This window comes from Nostoc sp. UIC 10607, from assembly GCF_047228265.1.
Lineage (GTDB): Bacteria > Cyanobacteriota > Cyanobacteriia > Cyanobacteriales > Nostocaceae > Nostoc > Nostoc foliaceum_A.
In genome coordinates this window covers 1-12,460 of sequence record NZ_JBIQNW010000110.1, presented here as the reverse complement: position 1 = coordinate 12,460, position 12,460 = coordinate 1, and the positions used below count along the sequence as shown (strand labels likewise).

21 protein-coding genes are annotated in these 12,460 nt (G+C 42.7%); 15 read left to right on the top strand and 6 right to left on the bottom strand.

Going from position 1 to position 12,460, the window contains the following annotated elements; genetic code table 11:
* Nucleotides 1-37: 37 nt before the first annotated feature.
* From ACEYW6_RS34405 to ACEYW6_RS34385, 5 genes are all read right to left on the bottom strand, one after another.
* Entirely contained in the window at nucleotides 38-283 is a 246-nt protein-coding gene (locus ACEYW6_RS34405; RefSeq protein WP_412983327.1) for a hypothetical protein, read from the bottom strand.
* A gap of 26 nt (nucleotides 284-309) precedes the next feature.
* A complete protein-coding gene (locus tag ACEYW6_RS34400; RefSeq protein WP_412983326.1) occupies nucleotides 310-534 on the bottom strand; it encodes a hypothetical protein in 225 nt (74 codons plus the stop codon).
* Between the two features lie 717 nt (nucleotides 535-1,251).
* Nucleotides 1,252-2,451: a hypothetical protein gene (locus ACEYW6_RS34395; RefSeq protein ID WP_412983325.1), complete on the bottom strand. Its 1,200-nt coding sequence runs from the start codon at nucleotides 2,449-2,451 to the stop codon at nucleotides 1,252-1,254.
* A 103-nt stretch (nucleotides 2,452-2,554) separates the two neighbouring features.
* Nucleotides 2,555-4,129 (bottom strand): hypothetical protein, encoded by a 1,575-nt coding sequence (locus tag ACEYW6_RS34390; RefSeq protein ID WP_412983324.1) that lies wholly within the window; start codon nucleotides 4,127-4,129, stop codon nucleotides 2,555-2,557.
* Between the two features lie 314 nt (nucleotides 4,130-4,443).
* Nucleotides 4,444-4,698 (bottom strand): helix-turn-helix domain-containing protein, encoded by a 255-nt coding sequence (locus tag ACEYW6_RS34385; protein ID WP_104902052.1) that lies wholly within the window; start codon nucleotides 4,696-4,698, stop codon nucleotides 4,444-4,446.
* Nucleotides 4,699-5,260: 562 nt separating this feature from the next.
* Here ACEYW6_RS34385 and ACEYW6_RS34380 point away from each other — a divergent pair.
* From ACEYW6_RS34380 to ACEYW6_RS34370, 3 genes are all read left to right on the top strand, one after another.
* Nucleotides 5,261-5,827, top strand: coding sequence for a hypothetical protein (locus ACEYW6_RS34380; protein WP_412983323.1), 567 nt, complete (start codon nucleotides 5,261-5,263; stop codon nucleotides 5,825-5,827).
* 118 nt (nucleotides 5,828-5,945) lie between these two features.
* Nucleotides 5,946-6,548 (top strand): hypothetical protein, encoded by a 603-nt coding sequence (locus ACEYW6_RS34375; protein WP_412983322.1) that lies wholly within the window; start codon nucleotides 5,946-5,948, stop codon nucleotides 6,546-6,548.
* Between the two features lie 91 nt (nucleotides 6,549-6,639).
* Nucleotides 6,640-6,849, top strand: a complete 210-nt coding sequence (locus tag ACEYW6_RS34370) for a hypothetical protein (RefSeq protein WP_412983321.1) — start codon at nucleotides 6,640-6,642, stop codon at nucleotides 6,847-6,849.
* Nucleotides 6,850-7,151: 302 nt separating this feature from the next.
* Here ACEYW6_RS34370 and ACEYW6_RS34365 read toward each other — a convergent pair whose 3' ends face one another.
* A complete protein-coding gene (locus ACEYW6_RS34365) occupies nucleotides 7,152-7,607 on the bottom strand; it encodes a hypothetical protein (RefSeq protein WP_412983320.1) in 456 nt (151 codons plus the stop codon).
* A gap of 87 nt (nucleotides 7,608-7,694) precedes the next feature.
* On the opposite strand from ACEYW6_RS34365, the gene ACEYW6_RS34360 reads away from it, so the two are divergent.
* From ACEYW6_RS34360 to ACEYW6_RS34305, 12 genes are all read left to right on the top strand, one after another.
* A complete protein-coding gene (locus tag ACEYW6_RS34360) occupies nucleotides 7,695-7,832 on the top strand; it encodes a hypothetical protein (RefSeq protein WP_412983319.1) in 138 nt (45 codons plus the stop codon).
* Between the two features lie 28 nt (nucleotides 7,833-7,860).
* Complete coding sequence (locus ACEYW6_RS34355; RefSeq protein ID WP_412983318.1) at nucleotides 7,861-8,121, top strand: hypothetical protein; 261 nt, start codon at nucleotides 7,861-7,863, stop codon at nucleotides 8,119-8,121.
* A 15-nt stretch (nucleotides 8,122-8,136) separates the two neighbouring features.
* Nucleotides 8,137-8,433 carry an ERF family protein gene (locus tag ACEYW6_RS34350; protein WP_412983317.1) on the top strand — a complete coding sequence of 99 codons (297 nt, stop codon included), beginning with the start codon at nucleotides 8,137-8,139 and terminating at the stop codon, nucleotides 8,431-8,433.
* Between the two features lie 4 nt (nucleotides 8,434-8,437).
* Nucleotides 8,438-8,755, top strand: a complete 318-nt coding sequence (locus tag ACEYW6_RS34345) for a hypothetical protein (protein WP_412983316.1) — start codon at nucleotides 8,438-8,440, stop codon at nucleotides 8,753-8,755.
* Nucleotides 8,756-8,786: 31 nt separating this feature from the next.
* A complete protein-coding gene (locus tag ACEYW6_RS34340) occupies nucleotides 8,787-8,981 on the top strand; it encodes a hypothetical protein (protein ID WP_412983315.1) in 195 nt (64 codons plus the stop codon).
* Nucleotides 8,982-9,186: 205 nt separating this feature from the next.
* Nucleotides 9,187-9,531: a hypothetical protein gene (locus ACEYW6_RS34335; protein ID WP_412983314.1), complete on the top strand. Its 345-nt coding sequence runs from the start codon at nucleotides 9,187-9,189 to the stop codon at nucleotides 9,529-9,531.
* A gap of 14 nt (nucleotides 9,532-9,545) precedes the next feature.
* Nucleotides 9,546-9,773 (top strand): hypothetical protein, encoded by a 228-nt coding sequence (locus tag ACEYW6_RS34330; protein ID WP_190901752.1) that lies wholly within the window; start codon nucleotides 9,546-9,548, stop codon nucleotides 9,771-9,773.
* Between the two features lie 18 nt (nucleotides 9,774-9,791).
* Nucleotides 9,792-10,067 (top strand): hypothetical protein, encoded by a 276-nt coding sequence (locus tag ACEYW6_RS34325; RefSeq protein ID WP_190901750.1) that lies wholly within the window; start codon nucleotides 9,792-9,794, stop codon nucleotides 10,065-10,067.
* A gap of 27 nt (nucleotides 10,068-10,094) precedes the next feature.
* On the top strand, nucleotides 10,095-10,310 hold the full coding sequence (locus ACEYW6_RS34320; protein WP_190901748.1) for a hypothetical protein: 216 nt from the start codon (nucleotides 10,095-10,097) through the stop codon (nucleotides 10,308-10,310).
* Between the two features lie 10 nt (nucleotides 10,311-10,320).
* A complete protein-coding gene (locus tag ACEYW6_RS34315; protein WP_190901746.1) occupies nucleotides 10,321-10,638 on the top strand; it encodes a hypothetical protein in 318 nt (105 codons plus the stop codon).
* Nucleotides 10,639-11,112: 474 nt separating this feature from the next.
* The gene (locus tag ACEYW6_RS34310; protein ID WP_190901744.1) at nucleotides 11,113-11,682 is read left to right on the top strand and encodes a zeta toxin family protein; all 570 of its coding nucleotides are present in this window, start codon (nucleotides 11,113-11,115) and stop codon (nucleotides 11,680-11,682) included.
* A 9-nt stretch (nucleotides 11,683-11,691) separates the two neighbouring features.
* Nucleotides 11,692-11,880, top strand: coding sequence for a hypothetical protein (locus ACEYW6_RS34305; protein WP_190901742.1), 189 nt, complete (start codon nucleotides 11,692-11,694; stop codon nucleotides 11,878-11,880).
* The last annotated feature ends 580 nt before the right edge of the window (nucleotides 11,881-12,460 follow it).

Sequence of the window (12,460 nt, the reverse complement as noted above, 5' to 3'; positions counted from 1 at the left end):
TACTTTACCGTATATACCGTGCTGTCTCCTAAATCCTTTACCAGCAAGCTTTTTGAGACTTAACGGGAAAAGTCAGATCACTAACAACTCCATCAATTGGTACATCCAGAGTATTAGCTACTTCTAATAATAACGCCACTAAATCTTCATTTCTTGATGATAATAAGGTTTTAGCTAGTAAGATTTCTCCTGATAAGCAATCTCGAATTACCCATAATACCTCATGTCCAATTTCTGGCTGCATCCCATCAATGGCTAATATCACCCGTCCTTGATTAGCCACTATTGCTTTTAGTCTTTTATGGTCTTTTAGCCATAAAGAATTTTCTCGTCATATCTGTCAATTAGGTGTGTGACCGTTCGTTTACTTATACATATACCCTTTAATTCAAGGTGAGCGTGTATTTGGGTAACACTTCTATGTTCCTGGTAGCGTAATGCTCCTATATAAGCAATCACATCTAAACCAAATTCGTTTTGTGGTAGAGCGAGTGACCCTTCTTGCTCTGGTCGATATGCTTTTTTATACCGCATACATGACTTATTTCGACATTGCCGAATTTTTAGCTGTAGTTCTACTACCCCATTTAACGTTCTTATATGTCGAGGATTATTGTATTCATTCCACATTGCTTGACCACACGAAGGGCATTTTTTTTGAACACAATCTAGTACTTCAAACGATGTTGCCTCTGGTTTTAAACTTTTTCTTACCAAGTTTTTGCACCATTATTTCGCTACAAGCTCAAGATTACAGGATTTCTGCTCCTCTCTAGTAAGTTTTGCCACGCTAGAGTAAAACTACTCTCCCATCGGAAACCGCCGCATCATCTCTTGCAACTTCACAGGTTTCCGATCCGGCGTATACACGACCTCCCCATACATAGCAATTACAATCCTCTCCTTTCGCACCCGCTCAAACCACGCGATCGCACCCAATTTAGCCTGTACGGATTCCGGTTTCCGTCCCTCCTTTGGGAACGAAGCTTATATAGTATACCTGGTAGGCTTTAACAATATCGCAAAAGATGAAAGCAGTATAAGCCTTCGTAACCAGCTATTTGTTGCACTTACAAGATCCAAGGCTTGGGTAAGTTTAAGTGGTGTAGGTGAATATCCAATGTGCAAAGAGGTGCGACAAGCAATAAAAAATGGTAACGCTTTCACCTTCAATTATAAAAAACCTCTTGGACAAGTTATAGACGATGAAATATTGACATAGGTTCAAAGAATGTCTTGTCGCTCTCCAAGCTACCTCTCCCACTCAATCAATTCCCCATCCACAATCGCAACCCCCCACTGCGGAAACTTCGCCAGCAGCTTCTTGATCACAATCTGCAAAGCCGGATCGTCATTCCAGCACGAGAGCAAGTACTCAACCCCCGGATTCTGCCCCGAATTCGCCGCAACTTTCAGTTTTTGCATACGCTCCGGTCGCATATTTGACCTCGCTACAATCGCTTCATGCGACCATTTTTCAGCACTGGTGACAGGTGCGGCGGAACCTTGACCCTCATGATCCGCTTTCATTTCTCCACTTGAAATTGAATTTTCAACTAACAACGAAGCGGAATTACTTTGTTCTACAAGCCCTGGTGTTTGATTAGCGATCGCAGAATTTAAGGATTTTTCATCTTGAGCGACGGGCGCGGCGGAACAAGCACCTTCATGACAGTTCCTCGGCTCAACACCACAGTCCTGGTTTTCAGCCAACAACAAAGCGGGATTACTCTGTGCAGCATCCACAAGCGCTAGCGTTGTACAGTGCGTTACCGCAGGTAACTCTTCCTCCTTCTCTGACACGCTTTCAACAAACTGAGGTGACGCGACCTCCAAGGGAGCGATCGCCGCCTCTTCACAGTGCGAAATAACGGGTTGCGTGTCAGAGTTACACCTCACAAACTCTACAAAAGAGTTTGTGAGGTGTTCCTGAGCAGTTCGTGAGCTTTGCTGGAACCCCTTCTCTGACTGACTTTGACTTAAGATAGACGCTTTGTACGAAGCACCCATTTCTTCACAGCCAGCATCTATCTCTGAATCCCCAGCATTTGGTTCTCGTTTTAGAGAATCTGGTTGCTGATTTTCGGCATTAGCTTTCTCCCAAAATTCCTTCATCCGACTACCATGTAAATTCTTCACCATCCAGCTAGCCGTTTCCCGGCCATCCTGAATTGACTTGTCGGGCTTGAAAATGAATAACCCGCTTTCTGAGAGAATTTTCTTTGCAGATATAAAAGTACTGTAACCCAAAGCAGAAGTTAGCGACATCCACCGAGAACCGTAGGGGTCAGCCGTCCAACACTCCTGCCATAGCTGATTCACAGATGGCTTTTGCTGCGATGCCCACAGCATATCTTGTATGGGAATAATCACATGAAGCCGCTTATACGGTGATTGTGCTTTTGTAGCAGCAGCCTTTTTGGGTTTGGGTCTTGTAATAGTTGCGGTCATCTTTCAATCTCCTATTATGTTGACGCACGGAAATTTCCCCCACTGTGATGCAGGGCAAGGTATTGTATTTGGTTGTCTAAAAAGTTACTGATACACTTAAAGCCTATTGAGGTTGCCAGAATCGCAACTCTTCCCTGGAATAGCTTTGAGTCTTTTTCAACTCATTGCGCCAGTGATCCCAGGCGACAACTACTTTGCCCCCTACCTCGTCTACAACTTCGCCCCTCTCCAAATACAGAGTCCGGTATGGGTCAGCATGAGCAACAATAGAACCAATGCCAATTGTCCGAGGTTCAGTGGATGAGTTTCTGAGAGTTTTGATTAACTCTGTTTCTTGAGTAGTAAGTTCTGCCCAGTAATCCGGCTTAATTACCTCATACTCTTGGGCAACATCCCAATAATCTTGCCAACTACACCCCGGTTTAGCCAGCACTGCCCTAATGTCGCTAACTGCCTGGGGTAGCATTTCCAATTGCTCGGCTCGATATGCGATAGCCTGTGGTGTTGGCTCACTCCCCAAAATTATCGCCGCAGCTTCGAGCGCTTGGGTGTTGTTCATAGCGTTGGCGAGATTCTTCAAAGCCATGCCCATGAGCCGCAGACATTCCTGGGCATTTTCTTTGGGTGATTCCTGGGCTAGCGATCGCAAATCAATAGTTTTCTCCAAGGCAAGCTTGACTTGCTTGTTCAAAACTTTGGTCGCTTGCTGGGTCATGGTATTTCCCCATTCTTGAGAAGGGCGTTGTTCTACGGCGTGTTCTAATTCCTGAATGCGTTGCTGGAGTTGCTGATTTTCAATCTCCAGCTTCCTCAACCCCTCCATTTCATCCAGCCGTTCCTGCAACTGGATGTTTTGCTCTTTCTGTTGTGTGAACAGTTGTTGCAAGGATTGGATTTGTTCTTGCACTTGTTCTTCTGCTTTGGCGGTGGCTTCTGTTTGCAAACCAATCCTCAATTCCTGGGAAAGTCGCTCTAGTTCCTGTTTATGGCGTTCTTCAATAGCAGCGATTGCTTCCGTGTATTCTGCGGGGTAAGTGCGCTCTCTGGGAAAGGGAACGCTTGGTGCATCCAAATCGGTGTTGTTGATCAACAACCTCTCGCCATCAGCAAAAGTGACAATCTGTTGCCAGCGATTCGGAGCCGAAGCCTCAATCACTCCCGAATCCCCATAACGAGGATGTTTTGGTGATGAGACAGTCACAGAATTACACAATTGCGTTTTTGGGTTTTCGCTTTTTGTGGTGCGTTTAGTTCTTGGTGCAACCTGTTGTACTGCTTTGGCGAAATCGGCGGCGGTAGGGAAGGGTTTTTCTTTGGCTGCGATCGCAACAGCTTCGTGTAACTTGTCGGGAGTTTTGACCAACCGGAGCAAGGAGCGAGTCTGAGAAGGTTTGGTAATATGCGGCCTCAGTTCTTCTGGTAAAGTTTCAACTACTTGCTTGGCCGCAAATAGATCCTTGACTCTGCGATATCCACCGTGTTTGGTCAACTCACTTTCGCAATAGGCTTCAAAGCTAAGGTGTCCACCATCTTGGTAATAGCCTTTGTCTCGCATCAGGCGCAGTTCATCTATTGCTTGCCACTCGAACCTATCGATGGCGGTGAAGGTTTCCTGAATGCTAGTGTTGACAACACTGTAATCGAGTGCTGTTGTTTGTTCTCTGTCTAGTGTCAGCATATCTATTGCCCACTATGGTAAATGCTTAAAAATTGAGGTGTTGCAGCTTAACCAAAGTGAACCAAGCAACTGATTTGGGGGATTTTTCCAAAAATGTGTCAGCATTATAGTTAGCTCACTTTGTCGTTGACGGATTGAGCAGGCGATCGCTAACTTTGGACGGTGGGCGATCGCTTCTAGTTGTTATGCTATTTATCTAAAGATAATTTCAGTAGCTACTCCGTTTATTAGTTGCAAAAAATACAATTACTACATTTGTATACTAATGAGGCAATAACGTTTGCTTTATGCTAACCGCATCATTAGTAGAAAATTTATTCTATCTCTTGCACTAAAGCAGCTTTAACCTCGGCATCAAAATTTACCCCAAGGGCATCAGAAAGCTTACGCAAAGTTTCACGCGGTAAAGACTTTGCATCTTCTGTTTCTATACGATAGAGGTTCCCAACACTCATACCAGCTTGAGCTGCTACCCAAGTTGGGGATAGTCCCTTGGACTCTCTAATCTCTCTAATCCGAGTGCCTAGACCAGGCAAATCAACCGACAAAGTAACTTGCATTAAGTTCATAACTTCACTTCTCCATTAATGTAAGCAAATCATAGCGCTTATTTCCTCCGTTTTCAAGCTTTACTTATTCAGTTTTACTTATTCAGTTTTACTTATTCAGTGAGACTTTACAAGTACAACTTATTAAGCTATACTATTAAGATATGAGGGCAAGGGAAAGCAAACTGCCTGCACCCGGACGCAATAAAGGGTTTGCACTACAGAACTTTGACAGCAATCCAGAGTGACCGCTTGATGAGTAGTCGAGGCACTGGCACAACCAGAGAAGGCGATGGGTACACAGCCGGGAAATGGATATTGCACTGAATAAGAAATTACCAGCAGGACGGCGAACGACAGTTGAAGCGTTTGAAGTCGTACACGTCGCCTGATACGCTGTATCTCCTGTTTTGGTATCACTCAAGTGCTACTGGCTTTGAGTCGCAAATATATGGCTACGCCAAATCTTTTTGAGAGCGTTGTGCGAAACCACAACGTTGTTTGCACACATAACAAAAGCGATCGCCCCTCCGACCAAGAAGTAAGCGATCGCTTTTTATCCAACTGAATGGAGATCAATATTATGACTTACGAAACACTAACACAGCAAGCAATTCCTAGTTTTTCTGTTGATGAACAAGCCTTAGCCCAAGCAGAACTCGACAGCCACCTCGAATCCCAAGCCGAAGCTGTAGCCCCAACCCAAGATCCTCTCACCAGCAGAGATCGCCGCATCATTGGCGAGATTATTCAGGTGAAACCCGAATCAGTACGTACTATCTGGATAGAAGGCGGAATCACGGTATGGGTGCAGTTTGTGGAAGGCGGACGGTTAGCCTTTGAGCGGGACTGGTTCGCTACAAGAGTTGCAGAGGTCAAAGCGACGCTACCGGAAACCCCACGGGAAAGGAATCAGCGCTTGGAGTCCGAGTTGAAAGAAGCTTGCACTGTTTTCGGTTTGTATCACGGAGAGATTGACTATCTAGTATTCAGTACGAAAGTTTATCGCCAGGGCAAGTTAGTTGGCTTCGTTGGCTGGGATGAAGAAGGCTGGTACGCAAGGCCAAGACAGTACGGACTCAACCGCGTGGCTCTTAGTGCAGAACAAGTGATTGCCTCCTTAGGAGTCCGAGCAGCAGTAGCGGCGTAAGTTGCTGAAGGTAGAAAGGGCGATTGCACGACAAAAGAATTGCAATCGCCAACAGTTGAATTTTGAATAAACATAATTATGACACAAAGTACAGCAAGTAACCTCTCACTTCAACTAGATGACTGCCACGAGAAAATTCTCCTATCTGCTACAGATGCGAATGCACAGGTGTAAGAAATCCCTAGTACTAGAAGTGAGAAAAGGCATAGGCGCAGCCCGCCACAGGCATCGCAGTCCAAGAGAAAAGCAATCGCCGTTCAACCGAAATTTAGACAATCCAAATCATCATGGCATATCAAATATGATTAGCTCATTTTCTCTTAAAGAAGCTCAGTTGGATAATCCTCTAGAGAAAATACTCCTGCCTCCAACCGACCCCAATGCAGAGGTGCAAGAGATTTCTGGCTACAAGCTGGTTTACGCTGACGGAGCCTGCCCCAGAAACTATCGAGTGTACAAAGGCGATTCGATGATTGGGGTGATATTTCAACATATTACTCATTGGTCTAACGGAGTGGATTCTCTTCGATACGCCGAGCCGGTTGATGCAGCAGTCGGGCTAGATGATTTCATGACGATGGCAGGCAGATTAACAGCGACTACAGAACAACCAGCCACGGAAGAAGAGTTGCTAGATATTGAATTCGATGCACTGACGAGTGACGAGTGGGAGTGCTTAAAGAGATACGTTCCACAAGCGAAAGATTTAGTTGCAGTGTAAGGAAACGGGTGGGCAGGAAGACCCACCTATGTAGGAAGGAGCAAATTTAAATTTTATCGGAATAGAACAACACAACTCATCGGATAAACCAATGGAAGCAATAGAAATACTGAAGCAGTTCAATTCGTGCTACGTAAATATTCAGGCAATTGCTCAAGATGAAAACTGGCTCTTATTGATTGCTGATAAAAGGATTGACCCAGAGGCAGCAACTCATCTGGGCGATGTCCTGCACTACTTGAGTGAAGTAATGGGTTGTGTAGAAGAAATCGTTAAAGTCAAAACAATTCAAAATTACTGAACTGCTCACTTACGAATTAAAAGCAATTCCTGGCACTGTCATAAATAGCTAAGTCGAACACTATCCAGTATCAACACAATTTTTAACAACAAAAACGCAATTATGGAAACCATCACCATCAACAACAGCGTCTTTCTCATTCCACCACCCAACCTAAATTACAAGCAAACCGTGCCAAAGAATATGCTCAATTTATTATTGATTGTCCTCCAAAACTGACGATTCTAGAAGCACAAGCAGGCGGATATCTCATCCAAGGGCAGAATCAAACAACAATGCCACAAGGTAAAAAGCGGTAAACACTATTTTTGCTGATGTGGCTTTGTCAAGAACCTTGCTAACCAAGCTAAAGGTACGGCAAAAACAGCAGTGCTTAGGGAGCGAACTATTTCATATAACTGTGCAAATTGTAACTCACTGGCTCGACTCGCTACCCAGTTTAGAAGAGTAGAGTAAACCACTAACCAAGCAATGATTCCCAAAGGAGTAATAATTGCCAAAACTTTAGCTGTTTTCCCTGCCTTGCGGTAATGTCGCCAACGCAAAGCCAGCCAACAACCGATTACTTCTCCAATCCACCAGCCGACAAAAGAACCAATAAAAGGTGGCAGTAGCCCTTCGAGTTCAGCATTCGGCATGAAGTTTTTTCCATAAGCAATCCCTAGATATATACCCAGGTTCATCAATACCACAGTTCCAGTTACACCTCCTAGAACTGCTGCTAAATATCCATTTCCTCGATTTGTGTGCAGTGCCATGATTCAATCTAAGACTTTTATCAAAAACATATTTGGTTTTAGACAGTTTTGATAGTGCTTTGAGTTCCTTAACAAGGATTGATACAAATGAAACAACTAACAGCTTCCATTCCCATTGCCGTACTACGAGAATTACTACGGCTTGGAGCAAATAACAACTGCTGGCAAGAGCGATTTTTGAAAAGACTCAGCTTTGAGATGGTTGATACTAGCGAAGAAATTTGAAAACCAATATTTAGTAAATTCAAACAAAATGAAATTCACTACTGTATCTGTTAACTACTCTAGAAAATTTAATCTTGGGGACTACGAATCCTTGGAACTGGGTTGTTCTCTCTGGGCGCAAGTTGAAGATGGGGAAGACGCTGATGGAATAACCCAATTTCTCTATCACCAAGCCAAAGCTTCAGTCAAACTTGCGGCAATGCCTGTACTAAAAGCCTCAGAGTTTCAGATAAGTAAAGCTAAGTCTAGCAAAAAAGTGTCTGGTGATATTAACGAAAGTTACTGGTAAAAGAGGATCTGGACAATGCAAGAATTAATCAAAGCTTTAATCAAGGCAAAGGCAGAGTTTAACCCCATTCAAAAAGACGGGACTAATCCTCACTACAAGCGCAAATATGCAACCTTAGATGCTGTACTAGCTGCTGTCACTTCTGCATTGGGTAAATACGGATTAGTCATCATTCAAACTACTGAACTGTGTGAAAGTAAAACCGTACTGCGGACTCATCTTTATCATGAATCAGGTGAGAGCATTGCCAGTACTTATCCTTTACCTGAAATTAGTGATTCTCAGAAGTTTGGTGCACTAGGGGGTAGATAAAAAGATGAATCTTTGGGAAAGAATGGATTTAATTGCATTAACAAATAAACGCTTTCTAGGAGACTTTGATGATTTCATTTTTGATTACAGTGGCGGATGGATGATTAAGCTTTTGTATCTGATTAAAGTGAATGTTGCCCTTTGGTTCGGATGGGAGTCGGAGCCAGAATACAACGATTGGCATTGGGGGCTAGCGTATTTTGACAGCGAAGTAAGCTCATCTTGGGATACTCCTATCGGAGCTTGTGACTGGTCAGAAATTTGTACTCCTGTAAGCTTTCTAAGATGGCAATACGGTATTGGCGAAAACTCAAATTACTAATCGATAACAGGCTAACTAACAAAAGATTCAAATGTCCAATCTCCCACCAATTAATTCAATTGTTAAAGTCATTAAAGCACTGACAGAAAAAGACCCAAGGTTAGGGCAAACAGGCACAGTAATTCAGTATTCAGGACATGGCATGGTTTGTGTTCATTTCCCAGATATGCCGCCTGGTCAAGGAATTTTTTTCAATCCCAATCATTTAAAAATCATAGAGCCATAGTCAAGATTATGCCGAGAAAATCCACTCATCCCGCTCCTACTGACCATTCCTCCTTGTGCCTACAGTATCTTCGTCGTTGTGGGGGTAGCGCACGATTATGCAGCATCAACTTTAGTCTTAGTGTGATTCAAATGTTGGTCAATCAAAGAAAGGTAAAGATTATGAATACAGGCGCAGGTTTCTATGTTCAATTAGAGGATTCCAAATGATTAAGCACAAACAAGTTGTTTACCAATCTCAATTAGACCACAAGAGTAAATTGGTTCTTCGCCGCCGTACTAGGAGAAGATTCAATTCCAGGATTTTCATTGACCGCACCATAGAAACAACTGCAATTGTCTCTCTGCTGATTACTGGATTTGCGGGAGTAGGAGCAATAGGGTGTTGGGGGCTGGAGATTATTGAGACTAATACTAATTCCAACATAATCATCTCTGGTTGGGAGTACCAGAAAAACAGAAGTCTTGGAGCTATGTTGGTCAGTTTTTCTGCATTCTTGGGCAGTTCTTTAGTCGGAGCAAGCCTCAGTATTCAACGAGATAAATTTTAGGGAGAGAAACGACAATGGAAATCAAATTAAGCACGTCAGAGATTCGGACTATATTGCAAGGATGTCAATATACGTTGCGGCTTGTAGGGAGTAGTAAAGATTATCGCAGGCTTCAATCGTCAGAGCATTTTTCTACATCAAACGCTGTAGTCCTAAATGATGCATTCAATGTTTTAGAAGAAATAGTGGATGCAATTGATGGTGTACAACAGGCAACTCAACAGCAAACAGAAAAAATCTAAATTTAGAGGAGTAAGAAAATGACGTTAACTTTAGATAATCGCTCTCAAAACAAAGAATCGTCCCTGACGCAAGCATTACGGCAGATCCAACAACTAAACTCCAAGATTCAAGAATTAGAGCAACATCATCAAGATTATGTGCATCAGCAACAGAACTTGATTAGTGCCATCGCTGAAATCTGTGTTTCTCCAATGCAGGAAGTACAGGCGCTGCGGATTCTGATTTATCGGGGAGAAGCAGCTTGTCGGCAGTACTTGCGTTCGGTGCTAGTCAAACAGAGAAAGAATTCATAACCTCTATCAAGCAAGGAAATTTAAATTATGAAACGGAATCAAGCACAAACAATCGTTGTAAGTCTCACTGGTACATTAGCGGCCATATCTATTGGGTATTTAGGAGTGCAATTTTTTGGCAGAAATACAATGTACATAATTTCTACAGCTATGTTAGGGCTGGGTACTGGAGGAGCTATCGGTCAGATTTTGGTGGAGAAAAAGCAGCAGCAAGTAGTACAAACACAGTCAAAACAAAGATAGGAGCAATCGTATGGAAACTTCAAAGGTTGTCACTATTCCTAATTACTGGACATCACCTAAATATTCGTTAGGACAACGTATCAAACAAGGAATTATCGTTGGCATTCAATATCGATTGCCTAATAATTTACTTGCTGAATCCAGCGATGGGTCATGGCAATACACAGTACGAGTTAGCAGTAATAGTAAAGATAAAGAAGTAGAGGATTTGCAAGAACATGAAGTACAACCACTTCCTACACAAGAATTACACAGGCTGCTCACAGGAGAAATCGAAGCTTACCAACGAAAGATAACAGTATTGATGCAAGAGTTGGCCGAAATATAAATAAGGCAGTTCAGGGGGCTTTTTCTAGTTCGTCGTCAACCCTTCCGCTTTGAGTTGTGACACCTCAATAGCTTGCCATGAATGCATTACAGGGCTTTTTGACTCCTCTTTTTTAGCCTTCAAAATAAAAAGCGGAACGGAAAGCGGAAGGGTAGCGCTTTTAAATGCCTGAAACCCTTACTAAATAAGCTTTATTTTTTTTAGAGGCTGTGACACTAGAAAGAACTGGGTTACACGAAAAGCGGAAGGGTGTCACAACGCAACAATCAGGGTTTGAGGCACTTTAACTGTGACACGGAAGGGTTGGTTTATGACATCCTTTCCTAGAGGACAAAAAAACAGAGGTGATTACCTCTGTGATTGCCTCTTACCCCGCATTCATAACTCTTTGCAACCTACTAGTAGTTTTTTTTACCCAGAAACTTAGACTTCTTGAGCGTGTAGTATTACTAAGACCCTAATTTAAGTTGCAAGATGCCCAATGTATACATAATTGGCGGTGCAAATGGTTCTGGTAAAACTACCGCCGCGCTGCAAATTCTTCCTTATTTCCTACAGGTATTTGAATATGTCAACGCCGATGAAATAGCGGCCGGGCTTTCTCCTTTTAACCCGGAATCCGTAGCCATCCAAGCCGGACGATTGATGGTAGAAAGATTAAAAACTCTGGTGAATGCTAAAATCGATTTTGCATTTGAAACAACTTTAGCAGCTCGTAATTTCGCCCGATTTTTGAGAGAATGTAAAAAACAAGGTTATGCGATAAATTTAATTTACTTTTGGTTACAAAGCCCGGAATTAGCTATTGCACGGGTAAGCAGACGGGTAGAAAGTGGTGGTCACAGCATTCCTGAAGACACTATTTACCGTCGCTATGAACGTGGAAGAAAAAACTTGATTGAATTATATTTACCATTGTGCGAGCGCTGGATTGTTTATGATAACTCTAATGCAATTTTGCAGATTATAGCTGAACGCCCTTTGAATCAAGAGCCGATAATTTATCAACCCCAGCTATGGAGCCAAATTACTAATAATACCTAACTAATACCTATGAATAAGCCAATTCCTGAGAAATTATCTAGCCAAATCGATGAAGGTGTTAAACTCGCTATGAAAAAAGCTATTGAAAGACACCGCCGTTTGGGGGAATCTATTAGCATTTGGCAAGATGGTCAAGTTGTTACCTTAACTGCCGAGCAAATCCCTCCTATTGATTCAACTGTTATCTATGACAAATGATACCAATAAAGTAGAAGTTTTATAGGAGCGACCACTTACAATACTACCCAGTCACGTATTTTAAACTCAGAATTTGGTTTGGGGTAAAGGTTAAAGGTCTTTTCTTTCCCTTTTTCTTCTCCCCAAAACCCGACAACCCGCATTTCTCACAAGCTGCTTTGCGTATAAGTAATAAGTAATGAGTAATAAGTAATAAGTTAATAATTTTACTCATTACTCCTTACTCACTACTCATTACTCCTCCATTCGAGGTGTGGTGAGAAATCCGGGACAAGTATTGCGACCACTTCTCTAATTAATGAAAAAAGGGATACATATTAATGAGTAAAGGTTAAAATTCCCTTTTCCTCATTACCATGCACCCCTTTGCTCAGTTTAAAGTCGGCAATGTAAAGGTTGGCTTCTTGTTAAGCTGTAGCCCATTGAATCCATTGCTCAACTTCTGGGCGAGTTAACTGTTTACCCACGCCAAAAGTGACTTGCTGTTTTTGTGCCCAACGGTAGGGAGCAATGCGATTTTGTGAGGTCGGCTAAAAAAGGTGCGATCGCTAAATTCTTGTCTCAGTGTTCATTATTTATT

What these genes read in the sequence shown, in the direction of transcription:
- ACEYW6_RS34375 (WP_412983322.1), top strand. Translation starts at nt 5,946, where the DNA reads ATGACTGCCACGAGAAAATTCTCCTATCTGCTACAGATGCGAATGCAC.
- ACEYW6_RS34350 (WP_412983317.1), top strand. Translation starts at nt 8,137, where the DNA reads ATGCAAGAATTAATCAAAGCTTTAATCAAGGCAAAGGCAGAGTTTAAC.
- ACEYW6_RS34320 (WP_190901748.1), top strand. Translation starts at nt 10,095, where the DNA reads ATGAAACGGAATCAAGCACAAACAATCGTTGTAAGTCTCACTGGTACA.
- ACEYW6_RS34330 (WP_190901752.1), top strand. Translation starts at nt 9,546, where the DNA reads ATGGAAATCAAATTAAGCACGTCAGAGATTCGGACTATATTGCAAGGA.
- ACEYW6_RS34400 (WP_412983326.1), bottom strand. Translation starts at nt 534, where the DNA reads ATGCGGTATAAAAAAGCATATCGACCAGAGCAAGAAGGGTCACTCGCT.
- ACEYW6_RS34310 (WP_190901744.1), top strand. Translation starts at nt 11,113, where the DNA reads ATGCCCAATGTATACATAATTGGCGGTGCAAATGGTTCTGGTAAAACT.
- ACEYW6_RS34305 (WP_190901742.1), top strand. Translation starts at nt 11,692, where the DNA reads ATGAATAAGCCAATTCCTGAGAAATTATCTAGCCAAATCGATGAAGGT.
- ACEYW6_RS34325 (WP_190901750.1), top strand. Translation starts at nt 9,792, where the DNA reads ATGACGTTAACTTTAGATAATCGCTCTCAAAACAAAGAATCGTCCCTG.
- ACEYW6_RS34385 (WP_104902052.1), bottom strand. Translation starts at nt 4,698, where the DNA reads ATGAACTTAATGCAAGTTACTTTGTCGGTTGATTTGCCTGGTCTAGGC.
- ACEYW6_RS34360 (WP_412983319.1), top strand. Translation starts at nt 7,695, where the DNA reads ATGAAACAACTAACAGCTTCCATTCCCATTGCCGTACTACGAGAATTA.
- ACEYW6_RS34335 (WP_412983314.1), top strand. Translation starts at nt 9,187, where the DNA reads ATGATTAAGCACAAACAAGTTGTTTACCAATCTCAATTAGACCACAAG.
- ACEYW6_RS34390 (WP_412983324.1), bottom strand. Translation starts at nt 4,129, where the DNA reads ATGCTGACACTAGACAGAGAACAAACAACAGCACTCGATTACAGTGTT.
- ACEYW6_RS34395 (WP_412983325.1), bottom strand. Translation starts at nt 2,451, where the DNA reads ATGACCGCAACTATTACAAGACCCAAACCCAAAAAGGCTGCTGCTACA.
- ACEYW6_RS34370 (WP_412983321.1), top strand. Translation starts at nt 6,640, where the DNA reads ATGGAAGCAATAGAAATACTGAAGCAGTTCAATTCGTGCTACGTAAAT.
- ACEYW6_RS34355 (WP_412983318.1), top strand. Translation starts at nt 7,861, where the DNA reads ATGAAATTCACTACTGTATCTGTTAACTACTCTAGAAAATTTAATCTT.
- ACEYW6_RS34380 (WP_412983323.1), top strand. Translation starts at nt 5,261, where the DNA reads ATGACTTACGAAACACTAACACAGCAAGCAATTCCTAGTTTTTCTGTT.
- ACEYW6_RS34340 (WP_412983315.1), top strand. Translation starts at nt 8,787, where the DNA reads ATGTCCAATCTCCCACCAATTAATTCAATTGTTAAAGTCATTAAAGCA.
- ACEYW6_RS34365 (WP_412983320.1), bottom strand. Translation starts at nt 7,607, where the DNA reads ATGGCACTGCACACAAATCGAGGAAATGGATATTTAGCAGCAGTTCTA.
- ACEYW6_RS34315 (WP_190901746.1), top strand. Translation starts at nt 10,321, where the DNA reads ATGGAAACTTCAAAGGTTGTCACTATTCCTAATTACTGGACATCACCT.
- ACEYW6_RS34345 (WP_412983316.1), top strand. Translation starts at nt 8,438, where the DNA reads ATGAATCTTTGGGAAAGAATGGATTTAATTGCATTAACAAATAAACGC.